Origin of the sequence: Pseudomonas sp. KSR10 (assembly GCF_022355455.1) — a bacterium.
Classification (GTDB): domain Bacteria; phylum Pseudomonadota; class Gammaproteobacteria; order Pseudomonadales; family Pseudomonadaceae; genus Stutzerimonas; species Stutzerimonas stutzeri_E.
Genome location: NZ_JAKOEN010000011.1, coordinates 376,601 through 398,819 on the forward strand (window position 1 = coordinate 376,601; position 22,219 = coordinate 398,819).

Annotated in this window: 20 protein-coding genes; 12 read left to right on the top strand and 8 right to left on the bottom strand. The window is 62.4% G+C overall.

What is annotated here, in order from left to right:
* Positions 1-90: 90 nt before the first annotated feature.
* From glpE to MCB86_RS05630, 7 genes are all read right to left on the bottom strand, one after another.
* Positions 91-420 carry a thiosulfate sulfurtransferase GlpE gene (gene glpE, locus MCB86_RS05600; RefSeq protein ID WP_045160536.1) on the bottom strand — a complete coding sequence of 110 codons (330 nt, stop codon included), beginning with the start codon at positions 418-420 and terminating at the stop codon, positions 91-93.
* A complete protein-coding gene (locus tag MCB86_RS05605; protein ID WP_045160537.1) occupies positions 413-1,237 on the bottom strand; it encodes a symmetrical bis(5'-nucleosyl)-tetraphosphatase in 825 nt (274 codons plus the stop codon). Before MCB86_RS05605 ends, glpE begins: the two co-directional genes overlap by 8 nt.
* Positions 1,234-1,617, bottom strand: coding sequence for a Co2+/Mg2+ efflux protein ApaG (apaG, locus tag MCB86_RS05610; protein ID WP_045160538.1), 384 nt, complete (start codon positions 1,615-1,617; stop codon positions 1,234-1,236). The genes MCB86_RS05605 and apaG overlap by 4 nt, the downstream gene beginning before the upstream one ends.
* A gap of 26 nt (positions 1,618-1,643) precedes the next feature.
* Positions 1,644-2,453: a 16S rRNA (adenine(1518)-N(6)/adenine(1519)-N(6))-dimethyltransferase RsmA gene (gene rsmA, locus MCB86_RS05615; protein ID WP_045160579.1), complete on the bottom strand. Its 810-nt coding sequence runs from the start codon at positions 2,451-2,453 to the stop codon at positions 1,644-1,646.
* A gap of 248 nt (positions 2,454-2,701) precedes the next feature.
* Positions 2,702-3,682, bottom strand: coding sequence for a 4-hydroxythreonine-4-phosphate dehydrogenase PdxA (gene pdxA, locus MCB86_RS05620; protein ID WP_239610251.1), 981 nt, complete (start codon positions 3,680-3,682; stop codon positions 2,702-2,704).
* Between the two features lie 80 nt (positions 3,683-3,762).
* Positions 3,763-5,070, bottom strand: coding sequence for a peptidylprolyl isomerase (locus MCB86_RS05625; RefSeq protein ID WP_045160580.1), 1,308 nt, complete (start codon positions 5,068-5,070; stop codon positions 3,763-3,765).
* Positions 5,051-7,834, bottom strand: a complete 2,784-nt coding sequence (locus MCB86_RS05630; protein WP_239610252.1) for an LPS-assembly protein LptD — start codon at positions 7,832-7,834, stop codon at positions 5,051-5,053. Before MCB86_RS05630 ends, MCB86_RS05625 begins: the two co-directional genes overlap by 20 nt.
* Before the next feature lie 131 nt (positions 7,835-7,965).
* On the opposite strand from MCB86_RS05630, the gene MCB86_RS05635 reads away from it, so the two are divergent.
* Genes MCB86_RS05635 through MCB86_RS05645 form a run of 3 tightly spaced genes read left to right on the top strand, consistent with a single transcriptional unit; the run spans position 7,966 to position 10,427 of the window.
* On the top strand, positions 7,966-8,988 hold the full coding sequence (locus MCB86_RS05635) for a phosphotransferase (protein WP_045160541.1): 1,023 nt from the start codon (positions 7,966-7,968) through the stop codon (positions 8,986-8,988).
* Positions 8,985-9,656: an N-acetylmuramate alpha-1-phosphate uridylyltransferase MurU gene (gene murU / locus MCB86_RS05640; protein WP_239610253.1), complete on the top strand. Its 672-nt coding sequence runs from the start codon at positions 8,985-8,987 to the stop codon at positions 9,654-9,656. Before MCB86_RS05635 ends, murU begins: the two co-directional genes overlap by 4 nt.
* Complete coding sequence (locus MCB86_RS05645) at positions 9,657-10,427, top strand: DnaJ domain-containing protein (protein WP_239610254.1); 771 nt, start codon at positions 9,657-9,659, stop codon at positions 10,425-10,427.
* Between the two features lie 30 nt (positions 10,428-10,457).
* Here MCB86_RS05645 and MCB86_RS05650 read toward each other — a convergent pair whose 3' ends face one another.
* The gene (locus tag MCB86_RS05650; RefSeq protein ID WP_239610255.1) at positions 10,458-11,471 is read right to left on the bottom strand and encodes an alpha/beta hydrolase family protein; all 1,014 of its coding nucleotides are present in this window, start codon (positions 11,469-11,471) and stop codon (positions 10,458-10,460) included.
* 104 nt (positions 11,472-11,575) lie between these two features.
* Between MCB86_RS05650 and MCB86_RS05655 the strand changes: the two genes are divergently transcribed.
* The 9 genes from MCB86_RS05655 to MCB86_RS05695 all read left to right on the top strand — a co-directional run bounded on the left by MCB86_RS05655 (position 11,576) and on the right by MCB86_RS05695 (position 22,191).
* The gene (locus MCB86_RS05655) at positions 11,576-13,996 is read left to right on the top strand and encodes a sensor histidine kinase (RefSeq protein ID WP_239610256.1); all 2,421 of its coding nucleotides are present in this window, start codon (positions 11,576-11,578) and stop codon (positions 13,994-13,996) included.
* A gap of 4 nt (positions 13,997-14,000) precedes the next feature.
* Positions 14,001-14,630, top strand: coding sequence for a response regulator transcription factor (locus tag MCB86_RS05660; RefSeq protein ID WP_239610257.1), 630 nt, complete (start codon positions 14,001-14,003; stop codon positions 14,628-14,630).
* A gap of 210 nt (positions 14,631-14,840) precedes the next feature.
* Complete coding sequence (locus MCB86_RS05665) at positions 14,841-15,950, top strand: ABC transporter ATP-binding protein (protein WP_045160547.1); 1,110 nt, start codon at positions 14,841-14,843, stop codon at positions 15,948-15,950.
* Between the two features lie 51 nt (positions 15,951-16,001).
* Complete coding sequence (locus MCB86_RS05670) at positions 16,002-17,033, top strand: ABC transporter substrate-binding protein (protein ID WP_045160549.1); 1,032 nt, start codon at positions 16,002-16,004, stop codon at positions 17,031-17,033.
* Positions 17,034-17,108: 75 nt separating this feature from the next.
* Positions 17,109-18,362 (top strand): ABC transporter permease, encoded by a 1,254-nt coding sequence (locus MCB86_RS05675; protein WP_239610258.1) that lies wholly within the window; start codon positions 17,109-17,111, stop codon positions 18,360-18,362.
* A 63-nt stretch (positions 18,363-18,425) separates the two neighbouring features.
* Positions 18,426-19,253, top strand: a complete 828-nt coding sequence (locus tag MCB86_RS05680; RefSeq protein ID WP_045160551.1) for an ABC transporter permease — start codon at positions 18,426-18,428, stop codon at positions 19,251-19,253.
* Positions 19,254-19,436: 183 nt separating this feature from the next.
* Positions 19,437-20,717, top strand: a complete 1,281-nt coding sequence (gabT, locus tag MCB86_RS05685) for a 4-aminobutyrate--2-oxoglutarate transaminase (protein WP_045160553.1) — start codon at positions 19,437-19,439, stop codon at positions 20,715-20,717.
* A gap of 101 nt (positions 20,718-20,818) precedes the next feature.
* Positions 20,819-21,493, top strand: coding sequence for a ribulose-phosphate 3-epimerase (rpe, locus tag MCB86_RS05690; protein WP_045160554.1), 675 nt, complete (start codon positions 20,819-20,821; stop codon positions 21,491-21,493).
* Positions 21,490-22,191, top strand: a complete 702-nt coding sequence (locus tag MCB86_RS05695; protein WP_239610259.1) for a phosphoglycolate phosphatase — start codon at positions 21,490-21,492, stop codon at positions 22,189-22,191. Before rpe ends, MCB86_RS05695 begins: the two co-directional genes overlap by 4 nt.
* Positions 22,192-22,219 lie beyond the last annotated feature (28 nt).

The following is a 22,219-nucleotide window of genomic DNA, read 5'->3' on the forward strand; positions in this document are numbered from 1 at the left end:
TCAAGGGAAGAGAGACGTTTTTACCGCTGCGTTTCGTCGGATTGGCCGCGCAAGGCCGCGCCATGCGCGGCGTTCGGGGCCGATGTTTTTTTACTGTGGATCGCCTTGCTCGACGTCCTGTGGAAAAGTCTGGCGCCACAGCTCGAAGCCGCCGTCGAGGCTGTAGACGTCGGAGAAGCCCTGGTTGATCAGGTAGGCGGCGGCACTCTGGCTGGAGTGGCCGTGGTAGCAGGTGACGACGAGCGGGTGGTCGAGATCAGCGGCCGCAATGAAGTCCGGCAAGGATTGATTGTCGAGATGTGTCGAGCCGGTGATATGACCGCTGGTGTAGCTGTGCGCGTCGCGAATATCGACGATCACACCGCCATTGTTGCGCAGCGCCTGGGCCTGCTCCGGTGAGATGCGTTTGAAGTCAGTCATGGGTCGCCTCGCAATCGCAGCGGTGCATTTCTCCGCTGTCTAGATTCATTAGAGTCATGGTGTTGCCCCACACGCAACCGGTATCCAGTGCATACACATTGGGCTCGTCGCAGTGACCTTCCAGTGCAGCCCAATGGCCGAAGATGATCTTGCAGCCACGGGTCTTGCGAGTGGGATGGCTGAACCAGGGCGCGAAGCCCGGTGGGGCCGAGTCGAGTCCTTCCTTGGCTTGCAAGTCGAGCGTACCGTCGGCTTTGCAGAAGCGCATACGGGTGAAATAGTTGGTGATCAGGCGCAGCCGCGGCACGCCGTGCAGTTCCTTGTTCCATTTGGCGGGCTGGTTGCCGTACATGCCGTCGAGGAAGGGCGGCAGCATGGCGTCATCGCGCAATGCCTGTTCCACCTCGGAGGCTCGCCTCAGGGCCTTCGCCAGCGTCCATTGCGGCGGGATGCCGGCATGGACCATGGTCGTTTCCCGCCCGGTATCGTGATGGATCAGCTTCTGTTGACGCAGCCAGTCGATCAGGTCGGCTCGGTCGGGTGCATCGAGGATCGGCTGGAGCGTGTCGGATCTTTTCAGCCGCTCGACATTGTGCGCAACGGCCAGCAGATGCAGATCGTGATTGCCCAGCACCGTGACGCCCGAACTACCCAGATCGCGTACGAAACGCAGTGCTTCGAGCGATTGCGGACCGCGGTTGACCAGATCCCCGGCGAGCCAAAGACAGTCGCGAGAGGGGCTGAAGTCGACCTGCTGCAGCAGGCATCTGAGGGGTTCGAGGCAACCTTGCAGGTCGCCGACAGCATAGGTAGTCAATGCAAGGCTCCGGGAACGGCCAGCCGGAAGGGGGCGATCTCGGCTTCGAAGCGGTGTCCGTCTTCGGCGAGCATCTGGTAGCTGCCCTGCATGGTGCCGACGCGGGACGTCATCAGCGTGCCGCTGGTATAGACGTGACGCTGACCCGGTGCGATCACCGGCTGTTCGCCGACGACGCCGGCACCGCGCACTTCCTGCACCTGACCGTCACCATCGGTAATGATCCAGTGGCGAGACAGTAGCTGGGCAATGAGCTGGCCCTTGTTTTCGATCGTTACCCTGTAGGCAAAGGCATAACGGTTTTGTTCCGGCTGCGACTGGTCGGCGAGGTAGGTTGGGCTGACGCTGACGTCGATCCGGTAGCGCTGGTCTTCAGGCATGGGGTCTCCTGCGGATGGGGTCGCCTTCAGACGCGGGCGCAGCTGTGGGCGGAAAGTTGATCTGACAATCTTACGAACGCCGCGAGATCCAGCTGTTCCGGGCGCAGGCTGCCATCGACATCGGCCGCGGCGATCGCGTCTGCATCGAGCAGGCCTTTGAGTGTATTGCGTAGCGTCTTGCGACGCTGATTGAAGGCCTGGCGAACCACGGTTTCCAGCTGGCGATGGTCGCGCGCCGGATGCGGCAGTACCTCATGCGGCACCAGGCGCACGATGGCCGATTCCACCTTCGGCGCTGGGTTGAAGGCGCCGGGGCCGACGTTGAACAGATGTTCGACGCGACAGTGGTACTGCACCATGATCGACAGGCGTCCCCAGTCGCCACCACCTGGCTGCGCTGCGAGCCGTTCGACCACCTCCTTCTGCAGCATGAAATGCATGTCGCGGATCAGCGCGGCGTGGTCGAGCAGATGAAAGATCAGCGGTGTGGAGATGTTGTAAGGCAGATTACCGACGATGCGCAAACTCGCCGGTTCCCGGCTCAGCTTCGCGAAATCGAACTTCAAAGCATCGCCCTGATGCAGTGAGAAATTGTCTCGGTAGGCGAATTTCTGCTGGAGGATCGGGATAAGGTCCAGGTCCAGTTCGACCACGTCCAAGTGTGCGCCACTGTCGAGCAGGCCTTCGGTCAGGGCGCCCTGGCCCGGTCCAATCTCCACCATGCGCTCACCCTGCTTGGCATGGATGGCGCGCAGGATGCGATGAATCACGCCAGCATCGTGAAGAAAGTTCTGACCGAAGCGCTTTCGCGCGCGGTGTTGATAGTTCTCGGACATGGACAGCAGTACCCAGGAGCAGCTTGAAGCAGGAAGCTTGAAGCGAAAGGTGCGCAGTTTAACAGGCTGGGGTGGCTGTCGCTTTTTGCGTCGCCTCGAACCCATGCTCGGTGAATGCGATCGACCCCGCGTTGGCCAAGTGGAATAGGGCGGATGTTACGTTCATATCCACCTGGCATCGCTGGGGCGTGAATCATCGACAGGCGTCGAACAGCATCATAGAGCTATTCGCCATACCGAGCTTCCAGCTATCTAGCCATCTGATAGGCCGTTTCCAGCGCCACCTGCAGGCTGCCGGTATCGATTCGGCCGGTGCCGGCGAGATCCAGCGCAGTACCGTGATCGACCGAAGTCCGTACGATCGGCAGACCGAGGGTGACATTGACGGCCGCACCGAAGCCCTTGTATTTGAGTACCGGCAATCCCTGGTCGTGATACATCGCCAGCACTGCATCGCAGTGATCGAGGTGCTTGGGGGTGAACAGAGTGTCGGCGGGCAGCGGGCCGATCAGGTCGAGCCCCTCGCGACGAAGCGCTTCCAGGGTCGGCTCGATGATTTCGATTTCTTCGCGACCCAGATGCCCGCCCTCGCCAGCGTGAGGGTTGAGCCCGCAGACCAGAATACGGGGATGGGCGATGCCGAACTTCTCCACCAGATCGCTGTGCAGAATGCGTGTCACGCGCTGCAGGCGCTCGGAAGTGATGGCGTCAGCGACTTCCTTGAGCGGGAGATGCGTGGTCACCAGTGCGACCCGCAGCCCGTGGGTGGCGAGCATCATCACCACCTGCTCAGTGCTTGTCAGCTCCGCCAGAAACTCGGTGTGCCCAGAGAATGGAATACCCGCCTCGTTGATGACCCCCTTGTGCACTGGCGCGGTGATCATCCCGGCGAAACTGCCATCTAGGCAGCCCTTTCCGGCGCGTTGCAGGGTGGTAAGCACGTAGTGGGCGTTGGTCGGGCTGAGCTGACCGCTGGTTGCGGCAGAGGCCAGAGGTGTATCCCAGACATACAGACTGCCCGCTGGTGCCGGCTGGTCCGGCCAGTGCAGGGGTGTCACCTCGATCAGCGTGATGTTCAGCCCTAGCTCGGTAGAGCGGGTACGCATCAGCTCAATGCTGGCGATGGCGATCAGGACGTGAGGCTGACTGTCGCGCGCGAGCAACAGGCAGAGGTCGGGACCGATGCCGGCGGGCTCGCCGGGGGGCAGGGCGAAGCGTTTGACGGTCATGTCGATCTGCCTTCAGAGGTAAAAAAAACGGGCCGGCCAAATTGGCAGGCCCGCTGTGGCGTGCACCGACCCAGTCGGTATCAGATCTTGATTTCGACGTAGGCCTCATCGCGTATCTGGCGCAGCCAGGCTTGCAGCTCTTCTTCATATTTGCGGTTGCGCAGCAGTGACAACGCCTGTTGCTCGCGGAACTCCTCGCTGGAGTCGGTGGCGCGGCGCCCAAGCACCTCAAGGATATGCCAGCCAAAAGGGCTCTTGAAGGGTTCGGACAGCTGGCCATTCGGGGTGTTAGCCATGACTTCGCGGAACTCGGGGACCAGCGAACTCGGATCGATCCAGTTCAGGTCGCCACCGTTGAGCGCCGAGCCCGGATCTTCAGAGAAATTTTTTGCCAGTTCGGCGAAGCTCTCGCCAGCCAGTATACGATCGCGCAGGCGCTCTACCAGGCGACGGCTTTCCTCTTCGCTGCGGATCTGGCTCGGCTTGATCAGGATATGACGGACATGGACCTCGTCGCGTACCTGGGTATCGCCGCCGCGCTTGTCCAACACTTTGAGCAGAATGAACCCTGGCGGCGTGCGGACTGGTTGGGTGAAGTCACCGACGTTCATGGCTCTGACTTCGGTGTCGAACGGCGGAGGCAGCTGAGCGGCTTTGCGCCAGCCCATGTCGCCGCCCTCCAGTGCGTTCTCGCTGGCGGAACGAGACACCGCCAGCTTGGCGAAGTCCGCTCCATTCTGCAGTTGTTCGTAAGTATCCCGGGCGGTTTTCTCCGCGGCCTGGATGGCAGCTGAGTCGGCTGATTCCGGCACGGGAATCAGGATGTTGGCCAGTCGGTATTCCTCCGAAAGCTGCAGCTTGCCCAGGTCAGATGCCAGAAAGTTTTCCACTTCCTGGTTAGACACTTGAACACGCTCGGCAATGCGGCGTTGGCGCACGCGGCTGATGACCATCTCCCGGCGAATCTGCTCGCGGGCGGTGTCCAGGCTCAGCCCGTCGCGCTCGAGGGCGGCGCGGAACTGGTCGAGGCTCATGTTGTTGCGCTGGGCGATGGTGGCCATGGCCTGGTTGAGCTCTTCATCCGAGATGCGGATGCCTGAGCGCTCACCGATTTGAAGCTGGAGGTTCTCGGTGATCAGGCGCTCGAGCACCTGCTGCTGCATGACGTCGCGCGGGGGCATTTCGGCGCCGCGCTTCTCGATTGTCTGCTCGACCTCGCGAATGCGCTGGTCCAATTGGCTCTGCATGATGACGTCGTTATCGACGATGGCGACGATACGGTCGAGTGCACGCACCTCGGCGCCGGCCGAGGCGACGAGCGTGGCATTGCCTAGCAAGAACGCGCCCACCAGCAGTGGGCGCAGGTAATCAGAAAGCTTGATCTTCACGTTCACGGTAACCTTGTATGCCTTCGTCGAGGAATGTCTCGGTCGAGCTGCCGAAGACGCCGCCGAGTCCCTTGAGGACGATTTGCAGGAAGATGCCGTTGTCCGGCTCGTCGTTCTGCGATGGGTTGAGACTGGTTTCGTCGTAATCGATCCAGTAGCGGTTGATCAGACGCAGCTTCCAGCAGCAGCTGTCGTACTCGAAACCACCAAAGGCTTCCAGGGTACGGTTGCGGCTGTAGTCATGCTGCCAGCGTGCGATCACGCTCCACTGTGGCAGGATCGGCCAGATGGTGGAAATGTCGTGCTGGTTGATCTTGTAGTAGTCCTTGATGTATTCGGGTGTTCCCGGCGTGCCGTAGTCACCGCCGTAGGTCCACAGACCCGTGGCCTGGTCGAAACGGACGGTGTCGTTGCGGTAGCGGTAGCCAATATTGACGATCTTGTTCGGATTGTCGGCCGGCTGGTAGTGCCACATCGCGCTGCCGGAACGGGTGCTGTGAGTATCCGGGTCCCAGTTGAAGGTGGACGTGAAGCGCCAGTCCCGGTTGTAGCGGTACATGTATTCCAGGGCATAAGGCGATACCGACGAGGTCGCATTGGAACGCGTGCGATAGTCGATGCCGCGCAGCTGGACCTTGCGGTCTTCGAAGTAGAAGGCCTGGCCGATGCTCAGGCGCTGGCGCTCGAACCCGTTCGGTTCGATCCAGCGATTGGTCACGCCAAGCGATACCTGGTTGGCGTCACCGATGCGGTCTTTACCGGAGAACCGATTGTCACGCCACAGCGAGGAGTAGTTGAAGGTGCTTTCGCCAGTGTCGAAGATCGGAATATCGTCCTGGTCCTCTTCCGGCACATAGAGATAGAACAGCCGCGGCTCGAGGCTCTGACGATAGTCCTTGCCGAACCACTGGGTGTCACGATCGAAATAGAGGCCGCTGTCGACACTGAAGATCGGCACGCTGCGGTTCTGTGACTGGTCGAACGATTCGTAGGCTGCCAGGGTTTGCCGGCCACGCGCGTCAAGGTCCAGATCGTATTGGGTATAAGCGTACTTGAGCGAAGGCTTGACGAAGCCCCAAGTCCAGTCGAGCGGCAGGCTGACGCCCGGTTCCAGATGCAGACGCTCGCCTTCGGCACGGGCCAGGCCTCGCAGGCGATCGTCGTACCAACGATGCTCCGGCAGACCGGTGTTGCCATCCTCGTCAGTGAAAAAACCGTCGCGCAAGCTGCGCTGGAAACTCACGAACTCGGTGTTGTAGGCGAAGCGCAAACCCCCTGGCTGGAACGGCAGCGCGCCATTGAGCGTCAGCTGAGGCAGGCGTTCATAAGGCGTGACGTCGGCGATGGTGGCGCGTTCGTAAGCGTGCACGTTCAGGCGAGCGGTGTAAGTTTCGCCGCGATAGCTCAGGGTGCCACGCTGGTCGAGGTGGTCTGGCTGATCAATGCCCAGCTGGGTGTCCAGATCCTGGAAATAATACGGATCGCTGATGTCGGTATAGTCGACTTCTGCCAGCCAGCGACGATCCAGGCCGGTCCGGTGCTGCCAGCTGTACATCCAGCGCTGATCTTCGTATTCGGACTGCAGCTCGCGATCGTCGTTACTGTCATCCAGATAAGCCGCGCCGAACTGCCCTTCGCTGCTGCGGGTCAGGTAGCGGAACTCGCCCTCCATCAACAGGCCGCGATCGGTCATATAGTTCGGATAGAGCGTGGCGTCGAAGTTCGGCGCCAGGTTGAAATAATAGGGCGTGATCAATGACAGCCCGGTATCGCTGGATGAGCTGATGCTGGGTGCGAGGAAGCCGGATTGGCGGCGATCGTCGATCGGAAAATAAATGTAAGGCGTGTAGAACACCGGGACGCCCTTGACCCGGAGCGTCACGTTGGTCGCCGAGCCAAAGCCGGTCGCTGGGTTCAAGGTGACGTTGTTGCCTTGCAGATACCAGTCGTTGTCGCCTGGTTCACAGCGGGTGTAGGTCCCGTCCTTGAGGCGGATGATGGCGTCTTCGGTGCGCTTGGCGTACTGCGCGCTGCCGCGGACTTTGCCTTCATGGACCACGTATTCAGCGTTCTCGACCTGGGCTTCACCGGTATCGAGGAAGAGTTCGGCGCGGTCGCCGACCATGAGCGCGCCGCGATCACGCAGACGAACGTTGCCTTTCAGCTCGCCGCGGTTCTCCAACTGATACAGGCTGGCTTCGTCGGATTCGGCCTGGATGCTGCCTTGACGCAACACCACGTCACCGGCCAGCGTTGCGACCTCCTGCTGTTGTTCGTAGCGCGTCGCTTTCGCCGAGACGTAAGTCGGCGCGTCGCTCATCGGGGTCTCATCGAACCGACCAGGACGGTTCGGTTCAACATAAGTACCGGCACAATAGGGGCCGGCCTCGGCCAGTTGCGCATTGGTCAGCTGGTCACGCGGGACCCAGTCCAAGTGGCTGTAATCAGCGCTGCGCGAGGCCAGCGCGCGACCTTTGCTCTCGGTCACCAACTTGGTGGTGGCTACCTGGGGCTCACCCTTGCTGCTGCGCGGTTGTGTAGCGCTGGCGGTGTCGCTCGCAGCGCTACCGCGATGAACGGGACGAGGCGGCAGCTCGGGGTTGGCGGCATCGGAGGTGCAGCTCCAGCCTCCACCCGCACCAGGCTGGCAGGCAAACTGCTCGGCTGCGATTACAAGAGGAGTCGCTACGGGTTGCAATGCGAGCAAGCCGCCGGTAACCAGTAGGGGGAATTTTTTACGAAAAGCGGGATATTTGACTGCCATCTTGTTTTTTGGGTCCGTGCTTGCGGCGAGCCATCGGCCGGGCTGGGCCGCACGCCTCTCGATGGGCTGAAAAAGATGCTGGATAATAAAGCATGACCCGCCTATCGGCTAGCGCCGTGGAGAGCACTGATATGCCGCAACACGATCAACGTCTGCAGGACCTGAGCGCCTGGCTAGAACCCCAGCTGCGCGAGCTTTTCGAGCGCAAAGGTTGGGGTAGCGTACCCGAGGTGGCACTGGTTCCGGCCAGCAGCGACGCCAGTTTTCGTCGCTATTTTCGCTGGGAGGCGCAGGGGCGCAGCTTCATCTTGATGGACGCGCCGCCGCCACAGGAAAACTGCCAGCCGTTCGTTGCGATGGCGGAGCTGCTGGCCGGGGCGGGCGTGAACGTGCCGGCGATTCTCGCCCAGGATCTGCAACGAGGATTCCTGCTGCTGAGCGACCTGGGGCGGCAAACCTATCTCGATGTCATCGACGAAACCAACGCCGACGACTTGTTCGCCGACGCCATCCACGCCTTGCTCGCCTTTCAGACCCAGCCGCTGGCGGCATCGCTGCCGGGCTATGACGAAGCCCTGCTGCGCCGTGAGCTACAGCTGTTTCCGGAGTGGTATGTGCAGCGCCACCTGGACCATCGTTTCAGCGCCGCCGAACTGGAGGTCTGGGAACGGACCTGCCGACTGCTGATCGACTCGGCATTGGCGCAGCCAAAGGTGCTGGTGCATCGCGACTACATGCCACGCAACCTGATGATCAGCAAGCCGAACCCTGGTGTATTGGATTTCCAGGATGCGGTCATCGGCCCGGTGACTTACGACATCACCTCGTTGTTCAAGGATGCCTTCCTCAGCTGGCCGGAGGAGCGGGTACAGGGTTGGCTGCAGGGTTACTGGGACGCCGCGCGCGCTGCGGGCGTTCCGGTCCAGCCCCGGTTCGATGAATTCCAGCGTGCCAGTGACCTGATGGGACTGCAGCGACACCTGAAGGTCATCGGCATCTTTGCGCGGATCTGCCATCGCGACGGCAAACCGCGCTATCTGGCCGACGTGCCACGTTTCTTCGCCTACATCGAGACGGTGACCGCGCGCCGCCCGGAACTGGCTGAACTGAGCGCGCTGCTGCAGGGCCTGCCGCACGCGAAGGTACAACCATGAAGGCAATGATTCTTGCGGCGGGAAAAGGCGAGCGTCTGCGGCCGCTGACCTTGCATACACCCAAGCCGCTGGTGCGGGCGGGTGGAGTGCCGCTGATCGAGTACCACGTGCGTGCGCTGGCCAGGGCGGGCATCACCGAACTGGTGATCAATCATGCCTGGCTGGGCGAGCAGATCGAGGCATACCTGGGAGCGGGGGATCGGTTCGGCGTGCGCATTCAATATTCGGCTGAGGGTGAGCCGCTCGAAACCGGAGGCGGGGTCCATCGCGCGCTGCCGTTGTTGGGCGATCAGCCGTTTGTGGTGGTCAATGGCGATATCTGGACCGACTACGATTTTGCGGGCCTGGCGCAGCCACTGGTGGGGCTTGCGCATCTGGTGCTGGTGAGCAATCCGCCGCATCATCCGGCCGGTGATTTCGTGTTGGTCGGCGACCGGGTCATCGAAGCCGATGCGTCGGCTGCAACCTTCACCTACAGCGGCATCGCTGTGCTGCACCCGCGGCTGTTCGAAGACTGCAGCGCCGGTGCATTCAAGCTCGCGCCGCTGCTGCGTCAGGCGATGGCGGCCGGCCAGGTCAGTGGTGAGCATTACAACGGGCGCTGGGTCGATGTCGGCACCCACGAACGCCTGGCCGAAGTCGAGGCAATTCTGGAGGCGCAGCGCTGAATGTTCTGGCCCATTACGCTATTGGGTGCGCTGATCGGCTGGCTGATCGCAAGTATTCCGGGAGCGCTGCTTGGCGCACTGCTCGGGCAAGTGCTCGATCGCCGGCTCGGGCTGAATTCCTGGGCCAGGCTGCGCGAGAGGATGGGCGGCGACAGAGCCCTGATGCAGGGCGACGAATTGCTGTTTTTCCTGCTCGGCCGCCTGGCCAAGAGTAGTGGGCGAATCAGCGAGGCACATATCCAGGCCGCGCGCCAAGAAATGCAGCGGCGGCGTCTGAACCCGGCGGCGCAGCGCCTCGCCATCGATGCGTTCTACCGGGGCAAGTCCAGTGGGCAGGGATTGCGCGATCCACTGCAGCGCCTCAAGGGGCGCCACGACGAGGCAAAGGGGGTGCTTCAGGCCTGCTGGCGGATGGCCCGGGCGCAGGGGCAGATCGACGCGCGTGAACACGAACTGGTGATGCTCTGGGGGCGATGGATGGGCTGGGATTCAGCAGCCATTGCGGCGCTGGATCCAAGCGGTGGGCGGCGCCAGGGGGCGCCGAGCAACCTCGGTGGCGCCTATGAACAAGCTCTGCGACTGCTTGGCGTGCGCGCAGACAGCGAGCCTCAGGCGATCAAGCGTGCCTACCGTCGATTGCTCAGCAAGCATCATCCGGACAAGCAAGCCGGTGCCGGCGCGACGGCGCTGCAGGTCCGTGAAGCGACCGAGCGAACCCGTGAGTTGCACAATGCCTATACCTTGATCCGCGAGCGGCGCGGCTTTCGCTGAGGCCGCACTGATGTGCTGGGCATCGGGCCGCTACGTCTGCTTGGCCAGCCAGCCGCGAATCCGGCGCAGAAGCTGCTCCTGCTCGATTTTTGAATCGCCAGTCAACCGCTGCAATCCGACTTGCAGATAAGCAGGGTGCTTGTTTCGACGGCTTGCGTTGAGCCGTTCGCGTGCCGCCGAACGCTGACCGATATCGTCCTTGTAATAGAAGTCCCCCGTTGCCAGCTTGAGCGCCGGGACCAGGCGCGCAAGCGGCTCATCCTGTCCTTCGGGTTGGCGCGGCTGGATGACCAGTAGACGCCGGACATCGGCCGGCGCCAGCTGCTGGAGATAGCGCGCCGCCCAATAGCTACCGGTGCCATGGCCGAGGAACACGATGGTCGCCGGTTGCTTGCTGCGCGCAAAGGCGAGAGCCGCCTCGATACGTTCAGCGATCTGCTCGGTCTGGGTAGCCTCCGCTGGTGGCGGCTCGGTGGGCTCGCCCGTCGCTGCGTCATCCGTCAGAGACTCATCCGGCAGCGCTGCCGTTTCTTCTGGAAGGTACCCGGCCTCACTGGGTGTTTGTTCGTCCGTGGGCTGAGGTGGTTCCGCTTCGGCGGGCTCGGCTGGTGGTTTTGTCGGCTCTTTCGCGCCTGCCAGTGGGATCAGGTTGGGTGAGTCCGGCAGGCTGAGACTCAGAGTGTGCCAACCGTAATCGGGCAGACCGCGACGCAGCGGGCCGATGCCGCGCGGCCAGTCAGCCGTCTCTCCCTCTCCGGGCAAGAGGATGATGATCCCCTTGGGTTCGCCGACATTGGCCGGTCGCCAGAGCGCGATGAAGTCCTTGCTGCCGGCCTTTAGGTTGACGAATTCGCTGTTGGGCAGCTGGCGCAGCAGGTCCGCTGCCATCGTGTCGCTGCGTGGCGGCAGCTTAGGTCGCTCGGCTGGAATCGGCGCGGGAGTGGGTTCCGTCGTGGCCGGCTCATCCGCTGCGGAGGTCGTCAGAGCCGTCAAGGTCGCGGACAGGAGGACAACCCACCGCAGTGAATCGCGAAAACGAGGCATTGGATTTCCTTGGTGTCTGGCCGGCAGGACGTAACGGTGCTGGCGCGGGCGGTGCAGATGCACTACAAAACGTTTTCGGCATACCCGCCGATTATGTGAGGTTTATGTTGTCATCTCTGCTGCGTTATTGCTGCCTGTTATTGGCACTGGTTCAGCTACCGGTGTCGGCCGCGAGCGTTCCGCTGAGCGACGCGCAGCTGGCCTGGCTGGACGAGCATCGGCTATGGCGCGTGGGCGTGGTAATGGCCGCGCCCTATGCCGAGTATGACCAACGTCAGCGGCGACTGTCCGGATTCAATGTGCAGTTCATGGAAAAGCTCGCGGCCAACCTCGGTGTGGCGTTGCAGTGGCATCGCTATACCAACGAAGCCGCGCTGGATCAGGCCATGCACGCCGGTGAGATCGACCTCGCGCCCGGCCTGCGGCAGACCCGCGATGGTCTGCATGTCTGGCGTTACAGCGATCCCTTTCTCCGTGTGCCACGGCTGATCATCGGCGACGTCAACGGCCCGCGTGCGATAGATCTCGAGCGGCTGGACAACAGTGATCTGATCGCGCTGGAAGGGCCCGGAGCGGTCGCCGACTACATGAGCAGCAACTACCCGAGCCAACCGGTGCTGGAGGTGGACAGCCAGATGGAAGCGCTGCGTCAGCTGCTCGAGGCGCGGGTGCGTTTCGCCATCGTAGACGAGCCGTTGTTCGGCCGGCTTTCGCAAAAAGCCGAGTACGCCTCGCTGGACGTGGTGGGCGATCTCGGCAATCCACAGCTCCTGCGCATCGGCTCGCGTCGCGACAGTCCGATCATGAGCGCCATCATCGACCAGGCGTTACGCAACTTTCCCGCGCAGGAGTTCGGTCGGTTGCAGGAACAGTGGTTGAAATCACGCAGCATCGATCAGTCGCGACGCATCAGCTACTGGCGCAGTCTCAGCTTGCTGTTGGCCCTCTTGCTGGTGGCAACAGTGGTCATGCTGGCCTGGCAACGGCGTCAACAGGGGTTGCTCGAAACCCGGCTGAAGTCGGCACGGCGAGACATCGAGCTGCGCGAGACGGCCGAAGAGGCGCAACGCCTGACGCAATTCTGTCTCGATCACAGCACGGTGGGCATCCTCTGGCTGAACTGGGACAGCCGTGTGCGCTACGCCAACCAAGCCGCCGAAGAACTCCTGGGATACGCCTCGGAGCGGTTGCTCGATCAGCCCTTGCAGGCACTGGAACCGGGTCTGGGAATGGACGACTGGCTGCAGCTCTGGCGCGACGCCCGTAGCGGCGTCGACGACCACCGGGTGCACGAATGCGAGTGGCAGCGTGTCGACGGAAGCCGGTTTCCTGCCGCCGTGACCCTGAGCTTTCTGCGCCTGGGCAGCAAGGAGTACTTGGTGGTGTTTCTCGCCGACATCACCGAACGCCGCCGCGCCAGTGCCGCGCTGCAGGAGAGCGAGGCACGGCTCAAGGCGATGGCGGGCAACGTGCCCGGCCTGGTTTTCCGTCTGGAGCGGCAACACGCCGGTGCACCGGTCAGCATTGCCTACATCAGCGAGGCCAGTCAGCGGCTGGTGGGTTACTCAGCAGAACTGTTGCTCCAGCCAGGCCGCGGCATCCGCAGCCTGGTCCATCCCGAAGACGAGCCAGGTTACTGGAGCAGCCAGCAACAGGCGCTGGACAGCATGAGCGACTGGCGCTGGCAGGGGCGCATCTTTACGCGCTCCGGAGATATCCGCTGGGCCGATATTCGGGCATCGGTGCGCGGCCAGCTGCAGGGACGGCAGGTCTGGGACGGCATCGTCTGGGACATCACCGACAACAAGCGAATAGAACTGGAACTGGATGCCTCGCGTGCGCAATTGCGCAAACTGGCGGCGCACGTTGAAACCGTGCGCGAGGAAGAGAAGGCCCACATTGCCCGCGAAGTGCATGACGAGCTGGGGCAGATGCTCACAGTACTGAAGCTGGAAATCTCCATGTGCGAGATCAGCTTCGCCCAACTCGACCCCGGCCTGGCGGCGCGACTGCAGGGTATGAAACGACTGATCGCCCAGCTGTTCCAGCAGGTACGTGACGTCGCGACCGCCTTACGCCCGCCGATCCTCGATGCCGGTATCGCCTCGGCCATCGATTGGCAGGCACGGCGCTTCGAGGAGCGCACCGGCATCGCCTGCCTGGTAGAAGTGCCGGAATGTCCACCGCAACTGAGCAATGCAAAGGCCATCGGCCTGTTCCGCATCCTTCAGGAGGCACTAACCAACGTCATGCGTCACGCCAATGCGCAAACGGTGAGCCTCCGCCTCGAGCGGCAGGGGGATGTGCTGTGCCTGAGCATCAGCGATGATGGCCAAGGATTCGCCGTCCAGCCGGGCCGGCATGGGCCCTCGTTCGGTCTGGTCGGCATGCAGGAACGGGCGCAGATGCTCGGCGGCACGCTGCTGCTGGAAAGCCAGCCGGGCGAGGGAACTTCGATTCATGTCTCGGTTCCGCTGGATGCCCCGGCTGAACCCGCGACGCTGATCAGCACATTGGAGAGCTAACGCCATGATTCGGGTAATCGTCGCTGAAGATCACACCATCGTTCGCGAGGGCATCAAGCAACTGATTGGGCTGGCCAAAGACATGCAGGTGATCGGCGAGGCCGGAAATGGCCAACAGTTGCTCGACCTGCTGCGACAAACGGCCTGCGATGTCGTCCTGCTGGACATCTCCATGCCCGGCGTCAACGGACTCGAAGCCATCCCGCGGATCCGTGCGTTGAGCGAGCCGCCGGCGATTCTGGTGTTGTCGATGCATGACGAGGCGCAGATGGCGGCGCGGGCGCTGAAGATCGGCGCGGCCGGCTACGCCACCAAGGACAGCGACCCGGCGCTGCTGCTCACCGCCGTGCGCAAGGTTGCCGCCGGCGGGCGCTATATCGATCCCGAACTGGCCGACCGGATGGTCTTCGAGGTCGGTCTGACCGACTCCCGACCACCCCATGCGCTGCTGTCCGAACGTGAATATTCGGTGTTCGAACGCCTGGTGCATGGCGATTCGGTCAATGACATCGCCACCAAGCTGGCACTCAGTAGCAAGACCATCAGCACCCACAAGGCCCGGCTGATGCAGAAACTGGTCGCTCATTCGGTGGCCGATCTGGTGCGCTATGCCATGGAACACAAGCTGGTCTGAAGGGGGCGTTGCAGCTTGCTGACAGCTCTGCAACAGCCCTTTTAAGACGTTTGCCCGGTTCCAACGTCTTGCTGCGAGTTGGCACTTTGTAGGGCGATCCCTACAACAGCCTCTCCGTTACGCTGAGTCCAATCACTCCGCTGCGCCGATGTGCGACGTTATTCCAGGCTCCTAACCTGTGGCCACGGAACAACGGAACACAGGTGCGGCATGCTCGATTCTCAAGCGAACAATGTACTGGTCAGCTTTCGTGGCATCCAGAAAAGCTATGACGGAGAAGCGCTGATCGTCAAAGACCTCAACCTGGACATCCGCAAGGGCGAATTCCTCACGCTGCTCGGCCCATCTGGCTCCGGCAAGACCACCAGCCTGATGATGCTCGCCGGTTTCGAGACGCCGACCGCTGGCGAAATCCTGCTCGACGGGCGCTCGATCAACAAGCTGCCGCCGCACAAGCGTGACATGGGCATGGTGTTCCAGAACTACGCCTTGTTCCCGCACATGACGGTGTCTGAAAACCTCGCCTTCCCGCTGAGCGTGCGCGGCATGGCCAAGCTCGACGTCAAGGAGCGGGTCAAGCGCGCCCTGGCGATGGTTCAGCTCGAAGGCTTCCGTAATCGCTACCCGGCACAGCTATCCGGTGGCCAGCAGCAGCGCGTGGCGCTGGCCCGGGCACTGGTGTTCGAGCCTCAGTTGGTCTTGATGGACGAGCCGCTGGGTGCGCTGGACAAGCAATTGCGCGAGCAGATGCAGATGGAAATCAAGCATCTACACCAGAGCCTGGGCGTCACCGTGGTGTATGTCACTCACGACCAGGGCGAGGCGCTGACCATGTCCGACCGGGTGGCGGTGTTCCATCAGGGCGAGATCCAGCAGATCGATGAACCGCGCGCGTTGTATGAGAGACCTGCCAACACCTTCGTCGCCAATTTCCTCGGCGAGAATAACCGGCTGCCAGCGCGACTGATCAGCCGCAACGGCGACAACTGCACCGTTGAACTCGGCCGTGGGGAAAGGGTCGAGGCGCTGGCGGTCAAGGTCGGCGATCCCGGCGCACCGGTCAACCTGTCAATTCGCCCCGAGCGGGTTCGCTTGAACAGCGCCAGCGCCAGCTGCCCGAACCGCTTCACCGGGCGCGTCGCCGAGTTCGTTTATCTCGGCGATCACATCCGTATCCGCCTTGAGGTGTGCGGCATCAGTGACTTCTTCGTCAAGCAGCCGATCGCCGAATTCGATCCCGCCCTGACGGTTGGCGATGTCGTGCCGATCGGCTGGCAGGTGGAGCACGTCCGTGCACTGGACCCGCTGCAAGCGGCTTGAGCAGGGGCAAGCAAGAAAGCTGTTTTCAACCGCATCATGGAGCGAATAACAATGCTGAAATCTCTGAAACTGACCGCCCTGAGCCTCGGCCTGGTTTGCGCGGCGCAGGCCACGGCGGAAAGCCTCACGGCGGTCACCTTCGGTGGGGCGAACAAGCAGGCGCAGATCAAAGCCTTCAACCAGCCGTTCGAAGCCAAGACTGGTCATAAGATCATCGCTGGTGAATACAACGGCGAGATGGCCAAGGTGAAAGCCATGGTCGATACCAACAGCGTGTCCTGGCACCTGGTGGAAGTCGAATCGCCGGAACTGTCGCGCGGTTGCGACGAGGGGCTGTTCGAGGAAATCGATCCCTCAGTGGTGGGTAACCCGGCCGACTTCGTCGAGGGTGCCGTGCAACCTTGCGGGGTCGGATTCTTCGTCTGGTCGACGGTGCTGGCCTATAACGCCGACAAGCTCGCCAGCGCACCGACCGGCTGGGCGGATTTCTGGGACACCGAGAAATTCCCGGGCAAGCGCGGCCTACGCAAGGGCGCCAAGTACACGCTGGAGTTCGCGCTGATGGCCGACGGTGTCGCCCCGAAAGAGGTGTACGAAGTGCTGGCCACCAAAGAAGGCCAGGATCGCGCGTTCAAGAAGCTCGATCAGATCAAGTCCAGCATCCAGTGGTGGGAAGCCGGTGCTCAGCCGCCGCAATTCCTGGCCTCCGGTGACGTGGTCATGAGCAGTGCCTACAACGGTCGCATCGCCGCGGTACAGGATGAGAGCAACCTGCAGATCGTCTGGGACGGCGGCATCTACGACTTCGACTCCTGGGCCATTCCGAAAGGCGCGAAGAATCAGACGGAGGCGCTCGAGTTCGTCGCCTTCACCGTGCAACCGGAACAGCAGAAGACTTACTCGGAAAACATCGCCTATGGTCCGGCGAACAAGAAGGCCGTCGAACTGCTCGACCAGAAACTGCTGAAAAACATGCCGACCACGCCGGAAAACATCGCCAACCAGGTGGCCATGAATGTGACCTTCTGGGCCGACTACGGCGAGCAACTGGAACAGCGCTTCAACGCCTGGGCCGCACGCTAAGCGTCAGCCGCACGACCGGCGAGTGGATTCGCCGGGCTTGCGGCGCTGGAACCCTCTCACCTCGCGGAGTACACCATGGCGACTGCCATCACCCTGCCTGTCCCCGCGCTCGCCGAGCCAACGCTGAAGCGGCGATTGGCACGCGCCGAACGCATGAATCGTCTCAAGTCCAAGGCGCTGATTCTGCCGCTGCTGGTGTTTTTACTGCTGACCTTCGTGCTGCCGATCGCCTCGCTGCTCTGGCGCAGCGTCGACAACCCCGAAGTGGTTGGCAGCCTGCCGCGAACGGTGGAGGCGATCGCCGCCTGGGATGGCCGCGGTTTGCCCGACGAGCCGGTGTACCGCGCGCTGAGCGAGGATTTAATCGAGGCTCGTCGCAATCAGTCCCTGGGCGATCTGTCCAAGCGCCTCAATATGGAACAGGCCGGTTACCGCAGTCTATTGACCAAGAGCGCGCGGGCGCTGCCCTTCAAGGAACAACCGTCCTCTTACAAGGACGCGCTTGAGGCGCTCGATGAACGCTGGGGCGATCCAGCCTACTGGCAGGTCATCCGCCGTAACAATAGCGCCGTCACGCCGTATTACCTGCTGGCCGCGCTCGACCATCGAATTGACGATATGGGCGAGCTGGCGCCGGTCTCGCCTGACCAAGCGGTATACCTGGATATCTTCGCCCGTACCTTCTGGATGGGCCTGGTGATCACGGCCATTTGCCTGGTGCTGGCTTACCCGTTGGCCTATCTGCTGGCCAACTTGCCGGCGCGCAAGAGCAATCTGCTGATGATCATGGTGCTGCTGCCGTTCTGGACGTCGATTCTGGTGCGCGTCGCGGCGTGGATCGTGCTGCTGCAGTCGAGCGGCCTGATCAATGGCGCGCTGCTGAAGATGGGGCTGATCGACGAGCCGCTGCAGCTGGTGTTCAACCGCGCCGGTGTCTACATCGCCATGGTGCACATCCTGCTGCCGTTCATGATCCTGCCGATCTACAGCGTGATGAAGAACATCTCGCCTAGCTACATGCGTGCAGCGATCTCACTGGGCTGCCACCCCTTCGCCAGCTTCTGGCGGGTGTATTTTCCGCAGACGCTTGCCGGCGTGGGTGCCGGTTGCCTGCTGGTGTTCATCATTTCCATTGGCTACTACATCACGCCGGCGCTGCTCGGCAGCCCGAACGATCAGATGGTCAGCTACTTCGTCGCCTTCTACACCAACACCACCATCAACTGGGGCATGGCCACGGCGTTGGGTGGTCTGCTGCTGCTCGCCACCATGCTGCTCTACATCGTCTACAGCTGGCTGGTCGGTGCCAGTCGGCTGCGGTTGGGTTGAGATGGCGGCGCAGCTACGGCAAACACGGCCATCCCTTCGTTTATCCGGGCAGGAGACCTTTACATGCTGAGCCCCTACATGTCGCCCATCGAGCGCGTCTGGTTCTACACCTTGCGCATCCTTTGCGCGTTGGTGTTGCTGTTTCTGATCGTGCCGGTGCTGGTGATCGTGCCCTTGTCGTTCAACTCCGGCTCGTTCCTGGTATATCCGCTGCAGGGCGTTTCGCTGCGCTGGTACGAGGCGTTGTTTACGTCTGCCGATTGGATGCGTTCGCTGAAGAACTCGTTGCTCATCGCGCCCGCGGCAACGGTGCTGGCAATGGTCTTCGGAACCCTGGCTGCGATCGGGCTGACCCGCGGCGAATTCCGCGGTAAGGCGCTGGTGATGACCCTGCTGATCTCGCCGATGGTCGTGCCGGTGGTCATCGTCGGCGTGGCCAGCTACCTGTTCTTCGCGCCGCTGGGCATGGGCAACAGCTACCTTTCGCTGATCCTGGTGCACGCGGTGCTGGGCGTGCCCTTCGTAATCATCACCGTCTCGGCCACGCTGCAGGGCTTCAACTACAACCTGGTGCGCGCCGCCGCCAGCTTGGGTGCCTCACCGCTGACCACCTTCTTCCGGGTGACCTTGCCGTTGATCGCACCGGGCGTGATCAGTGGTGCGCTGTTCGCCTTCGCCACGTCTTTCGACGAGGTGGTGGTGACGCTGTTCCTTGCCGGCCCCGAGCAGATCACATTGCCGCGGCAGATGTTCAGCGGTATCCGCGAGAACCTGAGTCCGACCATCGCTGCTGCTGCAACCTTGCTGATCGGTTTCTCCATCGCCCTGTTGTTGACCCTGGAATGGTTGCGCGGTCGCTCCGAGAAGATGCGCACCCATCAACCTGCCTGAACAGCCCGCGCGATAACGCAGGCATTGGGCAGCGATTCAAATTGAGCGTGCAAAATAACGAACAGCCATTTACTGTAATCCGAACGCCTGGAGGGTGCGGCAGTCGATCATCGTATGCTGCGGCGCTTGGTTCCTGACGTTCATTCCGACCCGTGCCGACGATGAGTGGCTACCGAGGAGCTTATGAGCAAGACCAACGAATCCCTGATGCAACGCCGTGTCGCCGCCGTTCCCCGTGGCGTCGGCCAGATCCATCCGATTTTTGCCGATCACGCGAAAAACAGCAGCGTGGTCGACGTGGAGGGTCGCGAGTTCATCGATTTCGCCGGTGGCATCGCCGTGCTGAATACTGGCCACCTGCACCCCAAGATCATCAAGGCAGTGGAAGAGCAGCTGCACAAGCTAACCCATACCTGCTTCCAGGTACTGGCCTACGAGCCCTATGTTGAACTGTGCGAGAAGATCAACGCCCGGGTGCCCGGTGATTTCGCCAAGAAGACCCTATTGGTCACCACCGGCTCCGAGGCGGTGGAAAACGCGGTGAAGATCGCCCGCGCCGCCACCGGTCGCGCCGGGGTGATCGCATTCACCGGCGCCTACCATGGCCGCACCATGATGACCCTCGGGCTGACCGGCAAGGTCGCGCCGTACTCCGCCGGCATGGGTCTGATGCCGGGCGGCATCTTTCGCGCGCAGTATCCATGCGCGATTCACGGTGTCAGCGTTGACGAGTCAATCGCCAGCATCGAGCGCATCTTCAAGAACGACGCCGAGCCACGCGACATCGCCGCAATCATCATCGAGCCGGTGCAGGGCGAGGGCGGCTTCAATGTCGCGCCGAAGGAGTTCATGGTCCGCCTGCGTGCGCTTTGCGACCAGCACGGCATTCTGCTGATCGCTGATGAAGTGCAGACCGGTGCCGGGCGCACCGGCACCTTCTTCGCCATGGAGCAAATGGGCGTGGTGGCTGACCTCACGACCTTCGCCAAGTCGGTCGGCGGTGGCTTCCCGATTGCGGGCGTCTGCGGCAAGGCCGAGATCATGGATGCCATCGCCCCGGGCGGCTTGGGCGGCACCTACGCCGGCAACCCGCTGTCCTGTGCGGCGGCGCTGGCGGTCATGGAGATTTTCGAGGAGGAGAAGCTGCTCGACCGCTGCAAGGCGGTGGCGGAGAAGCTCACCACTGGCCTCAAAGACATCCAGGCGCGGCACAAGGAAGTCGGCGAGGTGCGCGGGCTCGGCGCGATGATCGCCATCGAGTTGTTCGAAGACGGCGACCATGCGCGTCCTGCGGCGGCGCTGACCTCGCAGATCGTCGCCAAGGCCCGGGACAAGGGCCTGATCCTGCTGTCCTGCGGTACTTACTACAACGTGCTGCGCGTGCTGGTGCCTTTGACCGCCGAGGACGAGCTGCTCGAGCGCGGCCTGGCGATCATCGCCGAGTGCTTCGATGAGCTGACCTGACCCGCTGCGGCGCGTCGGCATCCACAACGGATGTCAGGCGCGCCGCCACTCCGGCCCTCGGGTACAATGCGCGGCATTCCGCCGTGCTACCCGAGGTCGTCATGCAGCCGTTCGCCATCGCTCCCTCCATCCTCTCCGCCAACTTCGCCCGCCTGGGTGAGGAAGTGGACAACGTGCTCGCCGCTGGCGCAGACATCGTTCATTTCGATGTGATGGACAATCACTACGTCCCCAACCTGACCATCGGCCCGATGGTCTGCTCGGCGCTGCGCAAGCACGGCGTCACCGCGCCCATCGATGTGCACTTGATGGTCCGCCCGGTGGATCGCATGATCGGCGATTTTCTCGAGGCCGGTGCCAGCTACATCACCTTTCACCCGGAGGCTTCGGATCACATCGATCGATCACTGCAGCTGATCAAGGACGGCGGCGCCAAGGCCGGGCTGGTGTTCAACCCGGCCACACCGCTCGATGTGCTCAAGTACGTGATGGACAAAATCGATATGGTCCTGCTGATGAGCGTCAACCCAGGTTTCGGCGGGCAGAAGTTCATCCCCAACACGCTGGACAAGTTGCGCGAAGCACGTGCGCTGATCGATGCCAGCGGCCGCGAGATCCGCCTGGAGATCGACGGCGGTGTTAATCCGAAGAATATCCGCGAGATCGCCGCCGCAGGTGCCGACACCTTCGTTGCCGGCTCGGCCATTTTCAATCAGCCGGATTACAAGGCCGTGATCGACCATATGCGCGCCGAACTGGCGCTGGCGCGGCCATGACCCTTCTGGAACAGCTTTTCGACGGTAAGCTGCCACGGCTGGTGATGTTCGACCTGGACGGCACCCTGATGGATTCGGTGCCGGACCTGGCTGCCGCGGTGGACAAGATGCTGATGCTGCTGGGCCGCGAACCTGCCGGCGTCGCACGGGTACGTGACTGGGTCGGCAACGGTTCGAAGGTGCTGGTACGCCGTGCACTGGCCGGTCAATTGCAGCATGACGGCGTGGCCGATGAGTTAGCCGACGAGGCGCTGGCGCTGTTCATGCAGGCCTATTCTGGCGGCCACGAACTGACCGCTGTCTATCCGGGTGTCCATGAATGTCTGGATTGGCTGTGCGAGCGCGATGTGAAGCTGGCGATCATCACCAATAAGCCGGCGCAGTTCATCGAGCCGTTGCTCCAGGAGAAAGGGCTAGCCGGTTACTTCCAGTGGCTGGTCGGTGGCGATACCTTGCCCCAACAAAAGCCTGATCCGGCAGCGTTGCTGTGGGTCATGAGCCAGGCCGGCGTCGAGCCCGGTGCGTCGCTGTTCGTCGGTGACTCGCGCAACGATGTGCGCGCGGCGAAAGCGGCGGCGGTTCCCTGTGTCGCGCTGACTTATGGCTACAACCACGGCGAGCCCATCACTAACGAGGAGCCGACACTGGTGCTCGATGACCTGCGCGAGCTGGTTGCTTCGGTCTCGGGGCTGCGCTAGTGTGGCTTCTGTTCCGCACACCCGCAGA

Coding starts and splice junctions, on each gene's coding strand:
- murU (WP_239610253.1), top strand. CDS start 8,985: ATGAAGGCAATGATTCTTGCGGCGGGAAAAGGCGAGCGTCTGCGGCCG.
- MCB86_RS05655 (WP_239610256.1), top strand. CDS start 11,576: ATGTTGTCATCTCTGCTGCGTTATTGCTGCCTGTTATTGGCACTGGTT.
- MCB86_RS05675 (WP_239610258.1), top strand. CDS start 17,109: ATGGCGACTGCCATCACCCTGCCTGTCCCCGCGCTCGCCGAGCCAACG.
- MCB86_RS05665 (WP_045160547.1), top strand. CDS start 14,841: ATGCTCGATTCTCAAGCGAACAATGTACTGGTCAGCTTTCGTGGCATC.
- rpe (WP_045160554.1), top strand. CDS start 20,819: ATGCAGCCGTTCGCCATCGCTCCCTCCATCCTCTCCGCCAACTTCGCC.
- MCB86_RS05680 (WP_045160551.1), top strand. CDS start 18,426: ATGCTGAGCCCCTACATGTCGCCCATCGAGCGCGTCTGGTTCTACACC.
- apaG (WP_045160538.1), bottom strand. CDS start 1,617: ATGCCTGAAGACCAGCGCTACCGGATCGACGTCAGCGTCAGCCCAACC.
- MCB86_RS05660 (WP_239610257.1), top strand. CDS start 14,001: ATGATTCGGGTAATCGTCGCTGAAGATCACACCATCGTTCGCGAGGGC.
- MCB86_RS05695 (WP_239610259.1), top strand. CDS start 21,490: ATGACCCTTCTGGAACAGCTTTTCGACGGTAAGCTGCCACGGCTGGTG.
- MCB86_RS05630 (WP_239610252.1), bottom strand. CDS start 7,834: ATGGCAGTCAAATATCCCGCTTTTCGTAAAAAATTCCCCCTACTGGTT.
- rsmA (WP_045160579.1), bottom strand. CDS start 2,453: ATGTCCGAGAACTATCAACACCGCGCGCGAAAGCGCTTCGGTCAGAAC.
- MCB86_RS05645 (WP_239610254.1), top strand. CDS start 9,657: ATGTTCTGGCCCATTACGCTATTGGGTGCGCTGATCGGCTGGCTGATC.
- MCB86_RS05650 (WP_239610255.1), bottom strand. CDS start 11,471: ATGCCTCGTTTTCGCGATTCACTGCGGTGGGTTGTCCTCCTGTCCGCG.
- MCB86_RS05635 (WP_045160541.1), top strand. CDS start 7,966: ATGCCGCAACACGATCAACGTCTGCAGGACCTGAGCGCCTGGCTAGAA.
- glpE (WP_045160536.1), bottom strand. CDS start 420: ATGACTGACTTCAAACGCATCTCACCGGAGCAGGCCCAGGCGCTGCGC.
- MCB86_RS05670 (WP_045160549.1), top strand. CDS start 16,002: ATGCTGAAATCTCTGAAACTGACCGCCCTGAGCCTCGGCCTGGTTTGC.
- gabT (WP_045160553.1), top strand. CDS start 19,437: ATGAGCAAGACCAACGAATCCCTGATGCAACGCCGTGTCGCCGCCGTT.
- pdxA (WP_239610251.1), bottom strand. CDS start 3,682: ATGACCGTCAAACGCTTCGCCCTGCCCCCCGGCGAGCCCGCCGGCATC.